Source organism: Catalinimonas locisalis, assembly GCF_038039535.1.
In the GTDB taxonomy this organism is placed as follows: domain Bacteria; phylum Bacteroidota; class Bacteroidia; order Cytophagales; family Cyclobacteriaceae; genus Catalinimonas.
Window position 1 is genome coordinate 13,783 of sequence record NZ_JBBPHP010000051.1, and the last position, 21,127, is coordinate 34,909.

14 protein-coding genes are annotated in these 21,127 nt (G+C 40.5%); 8 read left to right on the top strand and 6 right to left on the bottom strand.

Going from position 1 to position 21,127, the window contains the following annotated elements:
• Nucleotide 1 precedes the first annotated feature (1 nt).
• Both WJR50_RS30295 and dinB read right to left on the bottom strand, forming a co-directional pair.
• Nucleotides 2-4,210 (bottom strand): PKD domain-containing protein, encoded by a 4,209-nt coding sequence (locus tag WJR50_RS30295; RefSeq protein WP_341297082.1) that lies wholly within the window; start codon nucleotides 4,208-4,210, stop codon nucleotides 2-4.
• Between the two features lie 381 nt (nucleotides 4,211-4,591).
• Nucleotides 4,592-5,677: a DNA polymerase IV gene (gene dinB / locus WJR50_RS30300; protein WP_341297083.1), complete on the bottom strand. Its 1,086-nt coding sequence runs from the start codon at nucleotides 5,675-5,677 to the stop codon at nucleotides 4,592-4,594.
• 236 nt (nucleotides 5,678-5,913) lie between these two features.
• Between dinB and WJR50_RS30305 the strand changes: the two genes are divergently transcribed.
• Entirely contained in the window at nucleotides 5,914-6,369 is a 456-nt protein-coding gene (locus tag WJR50_RS30305; protein WP_341297084.1) for a DUF2452 domain-containing protein, read from the top strand.
• Between the two features lie 12 nt (nucleotides 6,370-6,381).
• Here WJR50_RS30305 and WJR50_RS30310 read toward each other — a convergent pair whose 3' ends face one another.
• Nucleotides 6,382-6,870, bottom strand: coding sequence for a DUF2062 domain-containing protein (locus WJR50_RS30310; protein WP_341297085.1), 489 nt, complete (start codon nucleotides 6,868-6,870; stop codon nucleotides 6,382-6,384).
• 97 nt (nucleotides 6,871-6,967) lie between these two features.
• On the opposite strand from WJR50_RS30310, the gene WJR50_RS30315 reads away from it, so the two are divergent.
• Nucleotides 6,968-8,227 carry a replication-associated recombination protein A gene (locus WJR50_RS30315; RefSeq protein WP_341297086.1) on the top strand — a complete coding sequence of 420 codons (1,260 nt, stop codon included), beginning with the start codon at nucleotides 6,968-6,970 and terminating at the stop codon, nucleotides 8,225-8,227.
• Here WJR50_RS30315 and WJR50_RS30320 read toward each other — a convergent pair.
• Nucleotides 8,221-8,685, bottom strand: coding sequence for an ATP-dependent zinc protease family protein (locus tag WJR50_RS30320; RefSeq protein WP_341297087.1), 465 nt, complete (start codon nucleotides 8,683-8,685; stop codon nucleotides 8,221-8,223). The two genes, WJR50_RS30315 and WJR50_RS30320, sit on opposite strands and share 7 nt — an antisense overlap.
• A gap of 76 nt (nucleotides 8,686-8,761) precedes the next feature.
• Between WJR50_RS30320 and rimK the strand changes: the two genes are divergently transcribed.
• On the top strand, nucleotides 8,762-9,634 hold the full coding sequence (gene rimK / locus WJR50_RS30325) for a 30S ribosomal protein S6--L-glutamate ligase (protein ID WP_341297088.1): 873 nt from the start codon (nucleotides 8,762-8,764) through the stop codon (nucleotides 9,632-9,634).
• Here rimK and WJR50_RS30330 read toward each other — a convergent pair.
• Nucleotides 9,631-10,800 (bottom strand): serine hydrolase domain-containing protein, encoded by a 1,170-nt coding sequence (locus WJR50_RS30330; protein WP_341297089.1) that lies wholly within the window; start codon nucleotides 10,798-10,800, stop codon nucleotides 9,631-9,633. The two genes, rimK and WJR50_RS30330, sit on opposite strands and share 4 nt — an antisense overlap.
• Nucleotides 10,801-10,872: 72 nt before the next feature.
• Here WJR50_RS30330 and WJR50_RS30335 point away from each other — a divergent pair, with 72 nt between their 5' ends.
• The 4 genes from WJR50_RS30335 to WJR50_RS30350 all read left to right on the top strand — a co-directional run bounded on the left by WJR50_RS30335 (nucleotide 10,873) and on the right by WJR50_RS30350 (nucleotide 18,308).
• Nucleotides 10,873-11,862 carry an aldo/keto reductase gene (locus WJR50_RS30335; RefSeq protein WP_341297090.1) on the top strand — a complete coding sequence of 330 codons (990 nt, stop codon included), beginning with the start codon at nucleotides 10,873-10,875 and terminating at the stop codon, nucleotides 11,860-11,862.
• 242 nt (nucleotides 11,863-12,104) lie between these two features.
• Entirely contained in the window at nucleotides 12,105-13,760 is a 1,656-nt protein-coding gene (locus WJR50_RS30340) for a DUF1800 domain-containing protein (protein WP_341297091.1), read from the top strand.
• A 10-nt stretch (nucleotides 13,761-13,770) separates the two neighbouring features.
• Nucleotides 13,771-15,420: a DUF1501 domain-containing protein gene (locus WJR50_RS30345; RefSeq protein ID WP_341297092.1), complete on the top strand. Its 1,650-nt coding sequence runs from the start codon at nucleotides 13,771-13,773 to the stop codon at nucleotides 15,418-15,420.
• A gap of 413 nt (nucleotides 15,421-15,833) precedes the next feature.
• The gene (locus WJR50_RS30350; RefSeq protein ID WP_341297093.1) at nucleotides 15,834-18,308 is read left to right on the top strand and encodes a hypothetical protein; all 2,475 of its coding nucleotides are present in this window, start codon (nucleotides 15,834-15,836) and stop codon (nucleotides 18,306-18,308) included.
• A gap of 108 nt (nucleotides 18,309-18,416) precedes the next feature.
• On the opposite strand, the gene WJR50_RS30355 is transcribed toward WJR50_RS30350, so the two are convergent.
• Nucleotides 18,417-19,940, bottom strand: a complete 1,524-nt coding sequence (locus WJR50_RS30355; protein WP_341297094.1) for a sulfatase — start codon at nucleotides 19,938-19,940, stop codon at nucleotides 18,417-18,419.
• A gap of 277 nt (nucleotides 19,941-20,217) precedes the next feature.
• Here WJR50_RS30355 and WJR50_RS30360 point away from each other — a divergent pair, with 277 nt between their 5' ends.
• Nucleotides 20,218-21,078, top strand: a complete 861-nt coding sequence (locus WJR50_RS30360; RefSeq protein WP_341297095.1) for a COG4315 family predicted lipoprotein — start codon at nucleotides 20,218-20,220, stop codon at nucleotides 21,076-21,078.
• Nucleotides 21,079-21,127 lie beyond the last annotated feature (49 nt).

Below are 21,127 nucleotides of genomic sequence, written 5' to 3' on the forward strand. Positions count from 1 at the left end.
TTTATCTCACCAGCGTTACATCACCTACAATAGTATTGGACTTACCATTGCTAAATTCCAATTCCAGCTTGTAGACATACACATCCTTGGGGCATAGTTTCCCTTTGTAGTAGCCATCCCAGCCAAAAGTTTTATCCCTGCTTTCAAATAAAAGTTCTCCCCAGCGGTTATAAATCATCATATGAAAGTTGGTAATACCTTCAAAGACCGGTAAAAAGACATCATTCTTACTGGCGGAGCCGGCATCCGAACCTCCAGGACCCATGGTATTGGGAGTGAACGCATTAGGCACATTGACCTTTCCACCATTTTTGATGATAACCGCACTTAGCATGGTAAGAGTATCAGTGCAGCCTTTTTCACTTTCGGCTACTAGGGTTACATCGTATACGCCAGTGGTTTCGTATACATGTGAGGGTTCAAATTCAGTAGAGGTGTTTCCATCACCAAAATCCCAGTAATAATTTGTGGCACCCACACTTAGGTTTACGAAATAGATTGGTTCACTCAGAAAAGCCTCTTGAGGCCGCAGGTTGAAAGCTGCTCTTGGTGTTTCATAAACTTCCACACTAAATTCTTTGATAGCCTGAATGGTAATACCATTACTGTTGCTGGCTTCAAGCGTTACAGTGTACATGCCAGGTTCATAGTATGTATAGCTGGGATTTTCTTCAGTTGATACGCCTTCTCCTTCCCCAAAGCTCCAGCGGTAAGTACCTGCCTCAGCAAATCTTGACAAATTCCTGAATTGAACAGTAAGTGGCCTGCAACCAGTAGGAGGCTCATAAGTGAAGTCTACCTGAGGATGGAAAGGCTCAATGAAAATATCCTGAGTTAAAGTATCTACACAGCCCAGGGCATTTGAAGCTACCAGCATAATTTCATAACGACCTACTTCTTCGTACACATGGGTTGGATTAGCTTCTGTACTTGTAGTGCCATCCCCAAAATCCCAGAAAAAGAAGTCTGACCTCTGGCTTTGATTGACTAAGTTGATATCCTGACCTGGTAAATACGCCTGTGCTAACCTAATCCTAAAATCAGATTTAGGACCTTGGTCTAAGTCAACTACTAAGTCAATCTCTTTTTTCATTACTACGCCAAGCTCATTGTTTGCCTGAAGACTTACAGTATAGATGCCAGATTCGGTATAGGTATGAACAGGATGAAGCTCATTGGTAACAGTGCCATCTCCCATATCCCAGAGGAAGGTAGAAGTGTCAGCATACAACGTTTTATTGGTGAAAGTCACTTCAAGGGGTAAGCACCCCTCAATACTGGTGAAGCTAAAGTCTATTTGAGGCAGAGTTTGCTTGATGATGACAGTTGCCGAATCTTCTTCGTAGCAATACAATCCTTCAGCACGCAACTTAATTTTATACTCTCCATGAGTTTCATAAGTATGGTTAAAAGGATCTTTTTGGGTAGAAGTAGTGCCATCACCAAAATCCCAGAAGTAAGTCCAGTCACCAGAGTTGGTAGTATTGATGATAGAAACAGATTTATCAGGAATTTCCATTATCGTAGGGCTTACATTAAATGAAGCTCCTATGTTTTCTCTAGGATCAACCTGTACGTTTTGAACGTTCGCTTCACTTACACAACCTACGATATTTTCTGTCTGTAAAGTAACTTTTACATTATAGGCAGAAGCACTTCCTTTCTGATAATGTACTTCAAAGCTACTTGCTGATAAGTCAGGGCTATTCAGCGGGCTAGGAGAAATGAGCCAGTCATAGAAAAGTCCTTCTTCTTCAGCAGTGACTTTATAAATTACAGTTTCACAATCTGACTCAATGATTTCCCAACTAAAATCAGCATTGGGGACAGGATTTACGTCAACAATTTTTTCAATTCCGGAGAAACATAACCCACTTTTCTCAGCCAGTAAAGAAACACTATACTTTTTCCTGATTCTGGTTTCGTTGAGAAGTATATAGGAAAAAGTAGGTTTAGTACCGGTTTCAGTAGTTTGATGTACTATGCTGCTATCTGATAAATCTATGATTTCCCAATGATACAAGTCAGGATTTAGAGCACGCGTATCTGCATCAACCCTAAAATTGTATGTTCTGGGAGCACAGTTGGCATCTAACCCGCTCAGATTGGTTACGCTAAATTCAGACGGTGGACCTGCGTATACTTTAATCGTTAGCGTATCACTGATTTCATCACAACTGTTGCTGGCTTTTGCCTCCATCCATATTTCGTATTCATGATCAATAAAGGATGATTGAGTATTGATGAAAGTATAGCTAAAAGTATCTTCTGCTGGGCTGACAATGGTATTATTTACTACATTGGTTTTTAAATCTTTGATATACCAGACATAACTATTGATACCTGTTAGCTGATTGGCAATTAATGTGTTGGGGGTAAAGTCAACTTCCATAGGAGAGCAGCCTTCAATCAGGCTGGCGTTAAAGCTGGCATCCGGTAATGGTCTAACGGTTACAAATTTGCTAATAATTGCCGAGCATCCACCTTTTTGAGTGCTAACCCGGTGTGCGACTTGATAAGTGCCGCTACCGCTGAATTTATGTTTGAACGGATCAGCAGTTGTAGTGGCATCAACATCAAAACTAACCCCATCAAAGTCAAAATCCCACTCGTAAGTGTCAATCAGGTCACCATTGACCACTGTGCCTATGCTTGCCAAAGATTGAAATGTGGTACTGTCTGAAGCACAAACTTCATCCACACTAAAATCTGCTGTTGGCACATCATAGATATGAACATAAGCAGTGTCTCTTGTTTCGCAGTCAACCCCAGTTGCGGAAGAAATTAATTCGGCCATATAAGTACCGGGAGCAGTGAAAGTCTGATCAATATATCCCTGACTACCACTTCCTGACTGATTGTCTAAAAGTGCATTTGCAGGATCATAGATGTTCCATTCCCATGTGGAGTTAGCATCAAAATTTGTTGAAATATCATGAAAGCGGACGTCAATGTTTTGTGGGTTAGCCGGGTCAAAACACAGATTTGATAGGGGAGTATCGTTGGTATCCGTTACATCAATATCTGCGGAAGGCGTTGAGAGGATATTGACATCTATAATGGTTTCTCCTCCACATTGTCCGACAGAATTTAAGTCTTTTGCGATTAGCCTGATAGATTTTGCTCCAGCTGAGTTGTAACTGAAAGTTGGGTTTTTACCACTTTTAGTTGCTAGAAGAGTCGTTTGTGTATCATCGTCATAGAATTCCCATACCCATTCATAATTTGAATCATCTGTGCCATCTCCATCATCGTCAATACCAGCAGTAAGATTCTGGAAATAAATCTGGTCATCAATACAAAAATCTGTTTGTAATGGTCCACTATTATTATTAAGGCGGGTCTGGAATGATGGATTAGATTTTTCAACCACAATAATCCGTGCGGTGCGAGAAATAAAAGGATTATCGCCCCCCACAGTAGCAGGGTTTAGATAACCATCAGTAGTATCTGCATCATAAGGGTTGCAGTAATTCCAGTTTCTCAAGGTAACTTCAAACTGCTGTCCAAGTTGCGCTGCTGTAGTTGGAGCCACTGTAATCAAATCACTGGTTTCTCCTGAATTAATTACAGGACCAGGAAGGTCTTTTACATTACCTTCATGAGGATATGCAGGTGAGGTGCCATTAACATGTACGCCAGTAAGAGAAGTTGGACCGGTACCATACACCCACTGTATCCATCTAACAAGATTATTGATATGGTCATTTTCTCCAGATGCAGGAACGCAGTTAAATATTGTATTATCCGTAAAGTTAATGCTTGCACCTTCACCAACACAGATTCTGTACACTTCAGGGTTGATGATCAGTTCTCCACCATTTCTATTATCAATATCCCATACAGTTACATTTTGAGTCTGATCAGAACTTGTACAGCGTGCACCATCCATCCTTAAAAATACGGTAGGAGTATAATTGCATTCACCTGCGTCTCTATCGTAACTATGAGGTACGGTTGCTTCATATCTGTTACCACCCGCTACAACACCAACAAAAGTAGGGGTTACAATCTGACTGGTACCCGGCGTAGCTTCATCACCCCATATAAACTCAAACTCAACATTTGTGGGGGTTCCGTCAATGGTGTACCATACTTTCCATTCATAATTTTCAGTCGCGCATAATATAGGTCTGCTCAAAACATCATTGCCAGATTTATAAGTCAGTGAGCATTGGGCAATGGTATTATCATAGCTTAGTACAACCATCAAGCACGCAATAAAGACACAAAATAGCCTCTCCAACGACTTATTCACTCTTTCTGAACACTTGTTTACCGTAAAAATGTATTTCATAATGATAAACTATCTTCTAAACCTCTAATGCGCTTATTATTTCTAATAGTTTATATGAATAATACAAAAATTGAACCTTTGATATAAGTTGTATGGTAGTGAGTTTGTAAGAGATTGATAAAGAATAATTATGGAAGGTAAAGTTGTAAGTAACTGATTATTAGAATTCTATATAGATAACATAGTAATAAGGGTGTAATTTTCAAGAGGAATAACAATCATTATTGGACAGCTTTATGGAGGAGAAGAGTAAGATTAAGTGCAAAAAAGTAGTTTCAATTTTTTTTAGAGTTTTCAGAAATCAAATGAGAGTTGGTTGCCAATTTTTTGTTTTTCCTGACCATTTAATGCAGAAATACCAATGCCCAATAGCCTTACCTGATGATGCTCTAAATCTACATGGACCAACAAACTTTGAGCATATAAAATAATTTGTTCCAGAGAACGAAAAAGCAGGGGAGAAGTAGAATTGCGGGTATGTATACTAAAATCTTCGTATTTAATTTTGAGGGTGAGAGTCTGGCCGTAAGCCTGACTTTTCTGCATTCTGAGAAACAGTTTCTCAGAAAGATCAGTGATTGATTCCTGAAGATCTTCCTTAGTTTTAAGGTTGCTGGCAAAAGTTCTCTCTACACTGATTGATTTTCTGATTCTGGAGGGGTTTACAATGCGTTCATCTTTGGCACGCACAATATCGTGATAAAACTTACCGCTTTTGCCAAATCTTTTGATCAATTCTGTTAAGCTTCTATTTTTTAAATCAAGCCCATTCTTGATGCCAGCCTCATGCATTTTTCTGGCAGTGACTTTACCAATACCATAAAATTTTTCAATGGGAAGGGTTTCCAGAAACTGTTCAGCCTCTTCAGGAAGTATGACCGTAAAACCATCAGGTTTATTCATACCGGAGGCTGTCTTTGCCAGAAATTTGTTGAAAGAAATACCTGCTGAGGCAGTGAGAAAGGTCCTTTCTTTGATCTCTCGTTTGATCTGCAAAGCCACTTTCATAGCTGAGCCGATATTTTTTTTGTTCGTACTTACATCCAGATAAGCTTCATCCAGGGATAATGGCTCCACTAGGTCAGTAAATTCAAAAAATATTTCCCTGATTTGATTTGATACTTCTTTGTACACCTCCATTCTTCCCTTTACAAATATCAGATGAGGACAGAGTTTTTTGGCTTGAGAGGAGGGCATGGCAGAATGCACACCATATTTACGCGCTTCGTAACTGGCGGCGGCAACGACTCCTCTCAAACTGCTTCCTCCCACGGCTACGGCTTTATTTCTCAAGGCAGGAAAGTCCCTTTGCTCCACAGAAGCATAAAATGCATCCATATCAATATGAATGATCTTCCTGAGGTTTTCTTGATTTGACACCTTACTAATAAGAACTATTTTTGTGTGGAGACGTTTTTTGATTGAAGTTAAACAAAATGAAAAGATCCAAAAAAATCTTTCTGCTGATCGCAATCATTTTCTTATTGGTAATGATATATTTCAGCTATGATATTGCTACCCGAACTACATTTCCAGGGTCTAAACCTAATTTAAAAGAGAGAATAGCACCTTCACAATAAGGTTCAGATTATTTTAAAATATAAATTCTAGTAACGTTGAGTAAAAAGGGCCAAAAAGTAAATTTAGAACACATTGATCTTGAAAAAGAAAGAGAAAAAATTACTGAGAATCCAGGGACTTTAGCATTTCCTCATACTGTGGGTGGTGCTCTAATAAAACCAGAAGACAGAGGTAAAATCAAAGGAAGGGCAGTATCTGCTATGCATCAGCAAACTGATCGGCAAATGAAACAACTATATGATCAGATGCAGGTTTTGGTAGATCAGGCCAATCAGCTTAAGCAAAGAGTAGAAATATCAGAGAGGATTTACTTAGCGCAGATGAGTTTTGAACCACTCGTAGGGCATACGTATTATCTCTACGAGAAAAAAGATGGTACAGATGTTTTGTCTATGATAGCTCCAGAAGAGTGGGGAAGAAGTGCTCCTTTCAAAAAACTAATAAGTAAAGCAACTCTATTGGCAGATCATACCTGGGAGCTTAAAGAATAGCTCATACAATTTTTAAACAGTGGTATCTTTTCTGGGTGGTACTACTTCAACGACTTGCTGGATTTCTCTCTTTCTGATGAAATATTGAGCAAGCATGTAGGCGAATAAGTAGCCCAATATTGCAAAACTGATAGCCAGGGTTGCATTTCCTAAAATGAATTTTCCTGAATAATGGTATAGCTGATCAAAGATAGCAAGATCAAAATGCATAGAAGGATCAGGTTGATAAAAAGTACCGCCCACTATATAACTTAGCCAGTAGATCGGGGCCAATACCAGCGGATTCCAGAAAGCAAAAGAAGCTACAATGGCTATCTTATTTATTTTTTTGAAAAATAAGGCAATAAAGAGTGCCAGGAAAATTCCGAATCCAGGAGTAGGTAAAATTGCAATAAGGGTGGCTAGTGAAAAACCCATTGCAATAGACTCCGGACTTCCATTACTCTTTAAAATATCTTCACGATATTTGACCAGTTTGCTTCTTAAGTTAGATATCTTCATTTTTCATTAAATATGTAATAAAAATACAAATTTTTATTTTTATTTCAATATTTTAAATTAATTATTTTTTATTTATTCATCAATTAGTCATAAAAACTTGAGTTTATTTACACAACCACTTGCAGAAACATTACGGCCAACGACACTTGATGAAGTCATTGGTCAGCGACATATCGCAGGGCCTCAAGGTGTCTTAAGAAAAATGCTGGAAAGCGGTCGTCTGCCATCCATCATTTTCTGGGGACCTCCGGGAGTTGGTAAAACTACTTTGGCACAAATCCTTGCCCACGAATCCAAAGCGCAAATATTCTTCCTAAGTGCCATTAGTGCCGGTGTAAAAGAAGTTAGAGATGTAATAAACCGGGCGGGCGGACTGATTCAGACCATACTTTTTATTGATGAGATTCACCGTTTTAGCAAATCTCAGCAGGATGCTCTGCTCGGAGCGGTAGAAAAAGGGCAAATAACCCTGATTGGAGCCACTACCGAAAATCCCTCCTTTGAGGTAAATGCAGCTTTGCTGTCTCGCTGTCAGGTGTATCATTTAGAGCCTCTTTCCAAAGATGAGCTTAAGCAACTGATTGATCGCGTGAAGAATGAGTCTTCTCTAAATAAAGAGATCTTGATAGAGGAGTATGATGCTCTCTTCAGGTTATCAGGAGGAGACGCTAGGCGTTTACTCAACTTAATGGAACTGGTCATCAGGCAATCCGGAGATAAAGTAATTGTAAATAATGAACTGGTAACAAAGCTAGCTCAGCAGAAAGTTGCATTATACGATAAAAAAGGTGAGCAGCATTACGATATTATTTCTGCATTTATCAAATCTATAAGAGGTAGCGATCCCAATGCCGCGGTTTACTATCTGGCCCGTATGATAGAAGGTGGAGAGGATGCCAAATTTATCGCCCGTAGATTATTAATCCTGGCTTCTGAAGATGTAGGTAATGCAAATCCTACCGCTTTGGTATTGGCTACCAATTGTTTTCAGGCAGTCAATATGGTGGGATATCCTGAAGCTGAGATAATACTATCGCAATGTACTACTTATCTGGCCTCCAGCCCTAAAAGTAATGCCAGCTATATGGCGATCAAGCAGGCAAAGTCTTTAGTAAAAAATACCGGTGATCTTGCTATCCCTATGCATATCCGAAATGCCCCAACTCAAATGATGAAAGAAGAGGGCTATGGAAAAGGGTACCAATATGCCCATGATTATCCAGGAAATTTTGTGCAGCAGGAGTTTTTGCCGGATGAAATCGGGAACACCAAATTTTATGATCCTGGAGATAATCCAAGAGAAAATGAGCTTAGAAAACGGCTTAAGGCATATTGGAAGGAGAAGTATGGTTACTGATTGTTTTCTTCATTTTCCGTCTTTAATTTATAGGATAGGTCTATTTTACTTACATCAACGAGAAACCGGTTTTTTAATAGCTTTTTACCTAATAGTATTGGATAACGCATCCTTACTCTATCTGCCAATGTAAAATCAGTAGTAAATGTTTCACCAAACAAAACTACCTTACATTTGATTGAGAATCTGTATTCAGATTTTCCGAATGAATTGGTAATCTTTTTTTCTTTAAAGTTTGAGGTATGGTATTCATGATTGTTATATGCTTCATGAGAAGGGTCCAGCAAACGAAACGAGATGCTCTCTTTGCCATCAACCTCAACTAAACGTACTCTGTGGCAGTGAATAGCAGAAGATTCAGCTCCGGTGTCAATTTTACAGGGAAGCTCAAATAAATTAAATTCAGGTAAATCAATACGGTCGCGTGTGCCTATAACTTTTTTAATTTTCTTTTTCATAGAGAAAAAATGAAATCAATACTGTTAAATTTGAAGAATTATTTCTGACAATATTTTTTAAAAATATATCCAATTTATGAAAATTGCTGTACTATCAAGAGATGAACATTTGTATTCTACTCAAAGTCTGCTCAAAGCAGGGGAGGCACGTGGGCATGAAATAGTAGTTGTGGATCATCTCAAGTGTAATATTATCATTGAACAGAAAAAACCAACAGTTTTCTATAAAGGGCATTACCTTGATGATGTTGATGCAATTATTCCTCGCATAGGTGCTTCAGTTACCTTTTACGGAAGCGCGGTAGTACGGCAATTTGAGATGATGAAGGTATTCAGTGCTGTGGAGTCTCAGGCTCTTATCCGATCCCGTGATAAATTACGTAGCTTACAGGTTCTCTCCCGTGCAGGTATAGGCCTTCCTAAAACAGTTTTTACCAATTATGCCAAAGAAACCGACGAAATTTTGAGTGAAGTTGGTGGCGCTCCGGTTATTATTAAGCTATTGGAAGGTACTCAGGGCCTGGGGGTAGTACTTGCAGAAAATAAAAAAGCTGCAAAATCGGTTATTGAAGCATTTAACGGATTAAAAGCAAGGATTATCGTTCAGGAATTTATTGGAGAGTCCAAAGGATCAGATATCAGGGCTTTTGTGGTAGATGGTGAGGTTGTAGGAGCTATGAAAAGAACGGCCAAAGAAGGAGAGTTCAGATCTAACTTGCATAGAGGAGGCAAAGCTGAAATAATTGAGTTAACGGAGGAAGAAGAACATGCAGCTGTAGTATCAGCTCGTAAATTAGGCCTTGGGGTAGCAGGGGTGGATATTTTACAATCCAATCGTGGTCCCTTGATCATAGAAGTAAACTCTTCTCCCGGTCTGGAAGGCATTGAAAAGGCTACGGGTGTGGATGTGGCAGGTAAAATTATTGAGTACCTGGAAAGAAATGTTTAGGCATCCATCAGGTTTAATAAATCTCGGGTGCTTACAAATCTGCTTCTGTTGGTATTGGATAATACTATAATGGTTTGCTTCTTATCCAGTAAACGGATAAAGTGAGTCCGATACCCTTTCCACCAGCCACTGTGAAAGACTATCTTGCTGCAATCAGGCTGTTCATTAATTCTCCAGCCCAGGCCATAATTATCGTGAGCATACAGTTCCGGATGGGCAGCCAGATAGGCTTCAGTCAGACTTTGCTGAGAAAGAAAAGAATCTTTGTAAAGCGCTTGATCAAGTTTAAAGAGATCTTCCACACTTGCATATATCCCTTTGTCTCCGGTTACCCCATTCAGATAAGTGTCTTCGGCCACCCTTCGTCTATCGTAACCTGTGGTGCTATGCTCCATGTCAGGATTACGTGCTTTTGAATAAACGTAGCTGTCATCCATACCAATAGGGTCAAATATGTGAGCTTTCATAAAATCTCCGAAGCTCATATCAGTCACTTTCTCTATGATGGAAGCCAGCAAGCTGTAATTCGTATTACAATAATTGTAACGGTAATCAGGAATGTAGTAGATATTAGGTTCATAAGTCTTCATCAGGCAAAGTACATCATCATTTGAGATAGGCACTTGCCTATCAAGCCAATGTTCATCCGCGAAATACATATAATTGGGCAATCCTGAGCGGTGTGTCAGCAGCATACGCACCGTTATACCTTCGTAAGGAAAGTCAGGGAAAAAATGCTGGACAGAGTCATCATAAGAAATTAAGCCTCTTTCCTTGAGCCAGATTACTGCCAGTGCAGTCAGTGGTTTGGTCACTGAAGCTAACTGAAAAGCTGAATTAACGGTTAATGAGTCATCTTCCCGGAAATTAGCAAAACCGTAAGCTTTTTTGATGATCACATTACCACCATCGGCAAATAGAATAGTTCCATTAAACAAACCAACTTTATGTTTGGCTGAAAAATAATTATCTATCTGCCTGGCTTTATCAGACATCCATTGGGCATAAGCGGTATCATATAGGCTTTCACAGTTGATACTGTCTACCTCAGTCTCAACTTCAGCTTTAGCTTGGATCTTACTCTGTTCAGTCTTTTCTACCTGGCATGCCTGAAGCCATATCATAAGGCAAGTCAACAAGAGCAGGTAGTATGCTGTTAATCTCATAGAAAGCTCGTAGTTTTCTTCTGGAACTTATTTTTTTAAATATTATTACTAAAACTCAATAATAACAATTTTATGAAGTATAGAAGACTTGGTAAAACAGGATTTGATATATCAGAAGTTTCATTAGGTACCTGGCAAGTTGGAGGAAAGTGGGGAGAAACTTTTGATCAGGCCAATGCTGAAGCTATCATCAATAACGCAATTGATCAGGGAGTAAATTTTATTGATACTGCAGATGTCTACTCTGATGGACTGAGTGAAAAGGCTGTAGCCCAGGTAGTAAAAGCAAGAGCTGAAGAAGTTTATATTGCTACCAAATGTGGTCGCAGAACTCAGCCGCATACTGCAGATGCCTATTCTCCTGAAAAACTGGTGGGATTTGTAGAAGATAGCTTAAGAAATACCGGCTTAGAAACGCTGGACCTTATTCAATTTCACTGTCCTCCATCTGAAATTTATGACCGTCCGGAGTATTTTGAGACATTTGACAAGCTAAAACAGCAAGGGAAAATTCGCAATCTGGGCGTAAGTGTAGAAAAAGTAGAGGAAGCCCTCAAGGCTATAGAATATCCCAATGTCACTAGCGTACAAATAATTTTTAACATTTTCCGCCTGAAGCCTGCAGAGGAATTTTTTGAGAAAGCCGCTAAGAATAATGTGGGGATAATCGTAAGAGTTCCGCTGGCTAGCGGTTTGCTTACCGGTAAGTTTAGTAAAAACACCAGTTTTGAAAAAGGTGATCATCGCAATTTCAACAGAAATGGAGAAGCCTTTGACAAAGGTGAGACTTTCTCCGGCGTAGATTATGAAAAAGGTTTGCAAGCAGTAGATGAAATACAGCAAATATTTGCAGACAGAAAAGAGTCGCTTACTGATATCGCGTTAAAATGGGTGCTCATGTATCCTGAAGTAAGCACAGTGATTGCCGGTGCCTCTCGCCCCGAACAAGCTTTGGAAAATGTAAAAGCCAGTGATATGGCTCCTTTAAGTGAAACGGAAATGCAAAAAGTAAAAGCAGTTTACGATCATTACTTCCGTAAAGAAGTACATGCACAATGGTAATATTTAGCTAGCTATTAGGATATTCCTATCAAAAAATTGTATAAATAAAAGTTATTATTAGAAATATTTAAATTTATACCGCTCCAAAGTTGCTAAAATAAGCTTTAGCATAGGATTAGTTATATTATTGTATTAACTCTTTGAAATCTTTATTTGTGTAACATACTCATCTCTTTATCAAGAATATCACTGCTGATTCGTACTATTATTGAAGCCATAGCATTTGTTTTTAACGATTTTTTATGGCTTCACTTACTTCATATCAAGATACTCTAGGCCGGAAAAAGGCGGCTCATCTGTTGCGAAGGCTAACCTTTGGAGCAAGCAAAAAGGAAATCGATACCTTCGCCCAGTATACTACTCAGCAAGCGGTTGAAAAACTGCTCAAAGATCCGGAAGATTTTCCCTCTCCAATTGATCCTGCTACAGGACAAAGCTGGCTGAGCCCTGCGCCCACCGATGTCAACAGTGGAAATGAGGCACTCATGCAGCATGTAAAGTGTTGGTGGCTGGATCAGATGGTAAAAGCCCCATTATCAGCAGTGGAGAAAATGAGCTTTTTCATGCATACGCATTTTACCACCATGGAGTCGCGTATGCGCTACGCCCCTGCATTATATTATCAGATTCAGCTATTCCGAGAATATTCACTGGGTAATTTTAAAACTGTTGCCAAAAAAATATGTCTGGATCATGCCATGCTCCGTTTTCTGGATGGTTATCTCAATGAAATAGGTAAACCCAATGAAAATTTTGCACGGGAATTTTTAGAACTTTATACTATTGGCAAAGGTCCACAGGTGGGCCCAACGGACTACACTAATTACACAGAAGATGATGTTATAGCCGCTTCCAAGATTTTTTCGGGATTTAAAGAAGATAAAGAATTCTCAACTTTTGATCCTGAAACTGGACTGGCGCAGGTCATTGTTCAGACCAATGACGCAGGTTTAGCTATCAGACATGATGCTACAGTTAAGCAGTTTAGTCACGTATTTGGAAATCAGACAATCAGCCCTGCTGAAGTAATTGATGGAAAAGCTACTCCTGAAGCTGCCATTGACGAAATTGATCAGCTGGTAGAAATGGTTTTTGCCAAAGAAGCCACAGCCCAACACATTTGCAGAAAACTCTATCGCTACTTTGTCTACTACGAAATCACCGATGAGGTAGAGCAAAATGTGATTCTGCCACTGGCGCAGGAGCTCAAAGCCTCAAATTACGAGCTTAAACCTGTACTTACCACACTTTTCAGCAGTCAGCATTTCTACGATCTGGATAATCAGGAAAAAGAAGATAATAACACTGGCGGGATTATTAAATCACCATTAGAATTAATGATAGGAGCTTTCCGCTTTTTCAAAGTGGATATGCCTTCTCAGAATACCGATTTGAATCTTTTCTATGAAGCTTATGGGAAAGGGGTACTCAAAGTATTGAGTGATCAGGGGCTGGATTTTTATGAACCTTATGAAGTGGCTGGTTATGCGGCCTATCATCAGGCACCGGCATTTCACAGAAACTGGATCAGTACGAACTATCTGGCCAGAAGGTATGAGTTTTCACGCCTTCTTATTGAAGGAATAAAAAATGATGAAGATCAGCTGCTATATCAATTGGATATCGTGGCCTATGTTGATGATACAGCCAATATCACTGACCCAACTGATGCAGAAAAATTAGTGAGGGAGCTGGTAGATTATATGCTTCCTGAGGAAATCACTGAGGAGCGCTTCCAATATTTTCGTAAGACAATACTTCTGGATGAGTTGTCTGAGATCAACTGGAGAAAAGAGTGGGAAAAATTTCAAAGTACAGGAGATGACACAGCGGTAAGGGTTCAGTTGGAAAGCCTTATTCACACAATTATCCAATCACCAGAATACCAATTATCATAAGCATCAAATCATGAGAAGAAGAAATTTCCTTAAAAATATGTCTGCCGCTGGTGGAGCCCTGATGTTGAATGGCTTGCCACTAAGCGTGATGGGCCAGAGTGGAGAGATGCAAAGACTTGCCTCCAGTGGTAATAATGACAGGGTGCTGGTCATCATTCAGATGCACGGTGGTAATGATGGGCTGAATACTATTATTCCCATCAGTCAATATAGTCAGTATTACAATATCAGGCCAAACATTGCCATTCCTGACCATGGAAAACGACGCTATGTAACTTTGGATAGTACACTGAGTGAGGAAAAGCAGGCGGGAATACATCCTGATATGATTGGTGTAAAAGAGCTTTATGATCAGGGTAAAGTTGGTATTGTTCAGGGAGTTTCTTACGAAAACCTGAATGCTTCACACTTCAGGAGTCGGGATATCTGGTTTATGGGTGGTGATTATGATGAATACATTGGTTCGGGCTGGATGGGGAGATACCTGGATCATATTTATCCTGGTTATCCTGAGTCATATCCAACGGCTGATATGCAAGATCCTCTGGGGCTTGAAATTGGTAATGCGGTATCACTGGCTTTTCATAGAGCCAATGGGATTCCAACCGCTGTATCGGTAAGCAATCCTGAGCAGTTTTATAATCTGATCAATAGTGTAGGAGGGGAGCCTCCCGAATCCGTAGCCAATACGCACTACGGACATGAACTTCAGTGGATTATGGATATTGAGAAGAAATCCAATCAATATGCGGGTAGATTGAAGGAAGTTTTTGAAAAAGGAAACAATAGCCCTTCGGTACAATACCCAGAAACTTATCCCTACAATGCCCCCAAAAATTCACTTAGAAACGCTCTGGCTCCTCAGCTGAAAATGATTGCCCGACTACTCAGTGGAGGATGTAAGACCAAAATTTTCCTTGCTCGTATCGGTGGTTTTGATACCCATGCTTCTCAGGTAGAGAGCTATGATGCTACTATGGGGGTGCATGCAGCTCTGCTTTATCACTTATCCGAGGCAGTAAAAGCTTTCCAAAATGACCTAAAAGGCTTGGGACTGGAAGACAGGGTGCTTACCCTGACCATGTCAGAATTTGGCAGACGGGCAGCTTCCAACGGAAGTTGGGGAACAGACCATGGTACTTCAGCTCCCATGCTCATATTTGGAAATCATGTGAAACCCGGTATTACCGGAACTAACCCTGACCTATATGATCTGGACAGAAATAACCTCCGTATGCAACATGATTACCGTCAGGTATTTGGAGCAATCGTACAAGACTGGTTTGAAGCTTCTCCAGAGGCTATCCAAAAGACGCGTTTTGAAGACTTCGTATGGAATGATCAAAAACTATCTCTTATCGGCAATCCTGTATTAGGAGTGGAGAACGACTTTATCAAGGAGCGCTTTTATCTGGAACCCTGTTCGCCAAACCCTGCATCTTCACTTACACTCATAAAGTTCAGAATTAACACACCGAGTTTGGTTGAACTTAAGTTACTGGATCAGCAAGGTAAACTTGTAAAAAAGGTTTTGAGAGAGAGAAAAGCTCCTGGTGAACACCAATTGCATCTTGATGTTTCGACTTTGCCAAAAGGAGTATTTCATTTGATTTTACAGGCAGGCAGTTTTAAAAGTACCGAAAAACTGATGGTGATGTAAACACTGATTTACAATTTCTAGATTAAAGATTATAGTATGCTTTTTAATTCTGAAATGCAGTAGTTCTATATTTTTTTATCTTCCTTTATCCCTTTTCCCAAAGTAAAAAGTGGTGCTTTAAAATTTGACCTGCTAAAGCTTCTAGTCAAGTAGTAGTTGAGATTTTTGGCTTTATTCATTCTACCTCTCATATTTTTTGCATATTTACATTCAACATACTTTTTTTCACTGACAGTCAGTGTGTTTATTCTATATTTAAGACTGTGACATTGCAGCCATATATTCTGATAAAGATTAATTACGATAGTAATAGCTGAAATACTCAGCATCTACACTTGCTTTGAAAACTCACTTTGTAGGAGACTTACAGTTAATGTGAATGAGTTTCTGAGAAGATTGCCAGAAAGACCAATATGAGAAAAATTACATTTTCTTTAATAGCTTTTATCTTGATTTCCCCAGTAATTTTAGCTCAGGAACTGAAGATTGACAAAACACAACCTTTTCAAATCAGTGGTATCTATCCGCATCTGGCTTATTATAATGATGAGGGAGAATGCGGAACGGGTGCGGTAGTACCCTGGGCAGGCAGGCTCTGGGTAGTGACCTATGGACCTCATCTACCTTTTGGTTCATCTGACAAGCTCTATGAAATTACACCTGACCTGCAGCAAATCATTCGCCCCGAAAGTGTGGGAGGAACCCCTGCCAACCGCTTGATCCATAAAGAAAGTCAGCAACTTTTTATTGGTCCATACGCTATTGATACTGCCAGAAATGTAAAAGTTATTTCATATGAAGATGCTCCTGGACGGTATACGGGTACGGCGCGTCATCTTAGCAAGCCCGCTGAGATGGTGTATATGGGAACTATGGAAGAAGGTTTTTATGAAGTAGATGTCAATACTCTGGCAACCCATACGCTTTTTGTGGATGGAAATGTAGTAAGAAAGGAAGCAAACGCTGCCCAGTACGGTCCACTCTTGCCGGGTGCTCACGGGAAAGGCCTCTATTCAGGTCAGGGCGTTTTGGTGTATTCTAATAATGGTGAAGATGTACCGGAAGCCCTCAGAGAGTTTGACATCAAAGCAGGTTCGCTGGCAGAGTGGGATGGGGAGGAATGGAAAATCGTGCGCCGCAATCAGTTTGTTGAAGTAAGTGGTCCGGGAGGAATTTATGGTAATCCTAATCCTGAGACCGATCCTATCTGGGCTACGGGTTGGGATCATAAGTCAGTCATCTTGGGAGTGAGAGATAATAACAAGTGGAGTTTTTATCGTCTACCCAAAGCCAGTCATTCTTATGATGGCGCACATGGCTGGAATACCGAATGGCCACGGATTCGTGATATTGGTACTTCTGAAAACCCAGATTATTTAATGACCATGCATGGCATGTTCTGGCGTTTTCCTAAAACCTTTTCTTCAGAGAATGCCGCAGGTATTCGCCCCCGCTCTGCTTACCTGAAGGTTATAGGAGACTTTACGCGTTGGAATAATCAGTTAGTCTTTGGTTGTGACGATTCCGCCCAGAAAGAGTTTTTGAACAAACGCAAAGTAAAAGGTAATATTGAAGGTCCCGGCCAGTCCAATTCCAACTTATGGTTTACCTCTGCAGAGCTTCCTGATCAACTGGGACCAACTACTGCAGAAGGAGCAGTGTGGCTGAGTGAAGAAGTACCAGCCGATACACCCTCTGAGCCATTTCTTTTTGCCGGATGGCCTCATCGCTCCGCCTGGATCAAGAATGATGGAGAGCAAAGTGTAAAATTTACTTTGGAAGTGGACAAGCAAGGAAATAACGATTGGTCTACTTTAGAGAATATCAATATTGAGGCAGGAGCAACGGTCCACCTGGATTTTGATTCTAATGAGGCTGGAGAATGGATACGTATAGTAACCGATAAACCTACTACAGCCACAGTTCACTTTTATTATGCCGATCAGGAAAATAGATCTACTAGGGCCAATGCTATGTTTGATGGCTTATCTGAAGTAAACCAGGCAAACTCTATAGGAGGTTTACTATATGGACTTGGGGATAATCGTCGGGCATTAGGTGTCAGCGCATTTGGGATAGAAGGAAATAAGGCTACTGAATCAGGCTATTATGAGCTCAATGCTAATATGGAGTTGCAGGCAAAGGATGATGCTGAGACCCAAGATTTTATCAAAGAGAAATTTGCCATTCCGCAAAATGTAATCACCGTTGAAGAATCTTCAGTATTGATTGTAGATGATCAGGGGAGAAGATGGCGATTGCCTAAAAGAGATGAGTCATTTACACAATTGACTGATGCAGGAGTACTTCGGATTGCCCGGGAAGTGGCTACTGAACGTGACCTTTTCAACTGCCACGGTACTTTTTATGAATTACCTGCTGAGAATGCTGATGGATTTGCCAAGATTCGTCCGGTAAGCTCACACAATTTCAGAATTCACGACTATGCAAGTTACAGAGGTATGCTGATCATGAGTGGAATTGATCCTGATAAAGGGAAAGACAACCCACATATGATAGTTTCAGCTGATGGTAACGCTGCTATATGGGCAGGCGTGATTGACGACTTGTGGAAAATGGGCAAGCCTGTTGGAAAAGGTGGTCCCTGGAAAGATACTGTTGTCAAAACCGATCAGCCTTCAGATCCCTATCTCATTGGTTTTTATGATGAGCGTACTTTGTCCCTTTCTCATGATGGGGATAAAGCTGTGACTTTTACCATTGAGGTAGAGCCTATTGGACACGGACCTTGGATGATTTACCAAGAGGTAAGTGTTGCTCCGGGAGAGACTTTTGAACATACTTTTCCAGATAATTTTCAATCCCGCTGGATAAGATTCAGAAGTGATAAAAATGTGACAGCTACTGCCTGGTTGGAGTATAGATAACGTTTAAGGACAAAATTTTTGATTATAGATTTAGCTTGATACTACTGATTTAAAACCATTATGGATTTTTATCAACTTATGTTTTTTCTAATCTAAGTTAAAGTGCAATCAATTATTTTCTAAGGCTGTATTTGCCAAATTACTAAGTTCGTCAAACTCCATCCTTAGCGCTTCAAGTATCTTTTGGTATGCAGGTTCACCTGCCAGGTTGTGGTATTCTTCAGGATCATTTTGATGATCATACAATTCTTCATTTCCTGTATTGATTTGCTTATCCCATCGTGTGTATTTCCATCTTTCAGTCGTGATTGCTCCAGCAGTACCACCGTAGCTCACCGTATAAGCAGTTGTATCTTGAGTCTGGGTATCACTACCCCTAAGTACAGGCAAGAGACTCTTACCCTGGAGTATATCAGGTTTTTGATCAGATAAATCACAAAGATCAGCCAGAGTGGGATACAGGTCTATCAACTCCACAATAGACTGAGAAGTATTGCCATAATAGTCTTCGTAGCCCGGAGCTGAAATAATCATGGGCACACGTACACTTCCTTCCCAAAGGCTTATTTTTGACCAGCATTCATGTTCGCCCAGATTATAACCGTGGTCAGATATGAAGACAACGATAGTTTCATCACGAATTCCTAAGCGATCAAGGGTATTTAGTAGCCTGCCGACCTGTTCGTCCATAAAACGTACGCTCGCCATATAAGCACTGATGGTTTGTTTCTGTTGAGTCTCATTCATTCCCCATATTTTATCATTTTGCCTTCTGAGGGCTGAAGGTGGCACATTATCAGCCACTATGCCAGGGGGGAGTTTTACATCGCCCTCAGGGTAATGTTCAAAGCAGCGTTCCGGTGCAATTAAAGGAACATGAGGCCGTACCAATCCCACTGCCAGGAAAAGGGGAGACTCTGGTTTTAATTTCTGTTTGTTGGTACCATTTTCAGCCGGTTTGGTCGCACGGTTTTCCAGAATGGCTATCGCCTGGCTGGTAGCGAGATAATCAGTTTGTGTAGGTGCGAGTTCATCCGGCAGGATCATCCTGGCAAAGTTAGAGCCGTAATGAAGGTTTTTAGGAGAGAGCAATTCAAGTGTGCCGGAGCTTAAGGTTTCAGGGCCCATTACATTGTAAGCATAATCCCATGATTCCGGGTCGTCTCCTCCTGCGTCGCCACGCTCTATCCCACCTGGCACACCCATATGAAATATTTTGGATACCCTGGCGGTATAATAACCATTTTCACGAAAAAAGCCTGCCATAGAAGGATGGTCTGCCAGCGCAGGAGTTTCCGCACTATAGCTACCGAGCTGGTCATTATTTCCTAATACACCATTGGTTTCTGGATACAGACCACTCATTAATGATGCTCGGGAAGGTCCACAGATAGGGTATTGGCAGTAAGCCCTTTCAAAGCGCACACCCTCTCTGGCCAGACGATCCAGATTAGGCGTATGCTGATTGATATCCAGGTAGGGACCAATACGAGTGTTTAAGTCATCGGAAATGATAAAAAGTATGTTGGGAGTTTGAGCGTAGGCATTCAGGCTGATAATCAATAACAAAAAAGCAGTGATACGTATTTCTGATAACTTGAATAGTGGTGAACAAGCGGTTTTGAAAGTCATGGTATAGGTTGTTGTTAAAAATATTTCCTCGGAAAAGTATCTGAAAATGACCTTTTTTCCAAAGCAGGGGCTGAGCCTTTACTGAATGCAGACCATTTTTCCAATACCTGTAGCATAATTAATTGCAGTCTAATAAATATTTGCTTTTGAAATGTTCTTCAAGCAACCCTTCCGGCTGGTATCCCTGTATTGATCATACTGTTGCTCAATAAATCATTCAAACAGTTTCCAATTCAAAAATATCAGAGAGATGATTTTTTACTAAACTAATACCACCATGAAAACTCAAATGAAACTACTCAACCTCTTTATTTTACTGTCTTCCTTATTCCTTTTGACAGTCTGTGACGATGACGATGGGGAAGATCCTAGCCCCGATGCGTCCGGAGAAATTAATCTGGGTTCCAATGCTTCTCTGGGAGAATTTTTGGTAGATGGAAACGGAAACACACTATATTACTTTACCAGGGATGTCGGTGGAGAAAGTGCCTGCACTGGAGGTTGTCTTGACGCATGGCCTATCTATTATTCAGAAAATCTGGAAGCAGGCTCAGGCCTAGAGCAGGCTGATTTTGGTACCCTAAGCAGGACAGATGGTAGTATGCAAACCACTTACAACGGATGGCCGCTATATTACTATTCTCCTACCTCCGACGGAAACATAGAAGCTGCCGGGGAAACCAGTGGTGAAGGACGCAATAACGTGTGGTTTGTGGTCAAGCCTGATTACTCTCTGATGTTGGCCAATGCACAATTGGTGGGTCATGACGGCATAAACTACACCAGTGAGTATACAGAAGGAGATGAAGTGACTCAATATTTAACTGATGCCGATGGGCGTACGCTTTACATTTTTGTAAACGATACACGTAATACCAATAATTTCACCAATGAAGACTTTAGTAATGATGCTGTATGGCCCATTTTCTATGTGGGTATTGAAGCACTTCCCAGTAGCTTGAATGAGGCTGACTTCGGTGTAATCACTGTTTTTGGACGTGATCAGCTTACCTACAGAGGATGGCCATTGTATTATTTTGGTCAGGATGCAGAAAGAGGGGAAAACAAAGGAATAAGTTTCCCCAGACCAGGTATCTGGCCCATTGCTAACCTGGACACTCCTGAAGCGGAAGAGTGATCTAAGCTAATCATCAGTTACGTCCAGTGAAACTACATGTATTAGTGGC

Excerpts from the sequence above, each read along its gene's own strand:
- WJR50_RS30295 (WP_341297082.1), bottom strand. The coding sequence starts at position 4,210 with ATGGTTGTACTAAGCTATGATAATACCATTGCCCAATGCTCACTGACT.
- WJR50_RS30310 (WP_341297085.1), bottom strand. The coding sequence starts at position 6,870 with ATGAAGATATCTAACTTAAGAAGCAAACTGGTCAAATATCGTGAAGAT.
- WJR50_RS30320 (WP_341297087.1), bottom strand. The coding sequence starts at position 8,685 with ATGAAAAAGAAAATTAAAAAAGTTATAGGCACACGCGACCGTATTGAT.
- rimK (WP_341297088.1), top strand. The coding sequence starts at position 8,762 with ATGAAAATTGCTGTACTATCAAGAGATGAACATTTGTATTCTACTCAA.
- WJR50_RS30330 (WP_341297089.1), bottom strand. The coding sequence starts at position 10,800 with ATGAGATTAACAGCATACTACCTGCTCTTGTTGACTTGCCTTATGATA.
- WJR50_RS30335 (WP_341297090.1), top strand. The coding sequence starts at position 10,873 with ATGAAGTATAGAAGACTTGGTAAAACAGGATTTGATATATCAGAAGTT.
- WJR50_RS30340 (WP_341297091.1), top strand. The coding sequence starts at position 12,105 with ATGGCTTCACTTACTTCATATCAAGATACTCTAGGCCGGAAAAAGGCG.
- WJR50_RS30345 (WP_341297092.1), top strand. The coding sequence starts at position 13,771 with ATGAGAAGAAGAAATTTCCTTAAAAATATGTCTGCCGCTGGTGGAGCC.
- WJR50_RS30350 (WP_341297093.1), top strand. The coding sequence starts at position 15,834 with ATGAGAAAAATTACATTTTCTTTAATAGCTTTTATCTTGATTTCCCCA.
- WJR50_RS30355 (WP_341297094.1), bottom strand. The coding sequence starts at position 19,940 with ATGACTTTCAAAACCGCTTGTTCACCACTATTCAAGTTATCAGAAATA.
- WJR50_RS30360 (WP_341297095.1), top strand. The coding sequence starts at position 20,218 with ATGAAAACTCAAATGAAACTACTCAACCTCTTTATTTTACTGTCTTCC.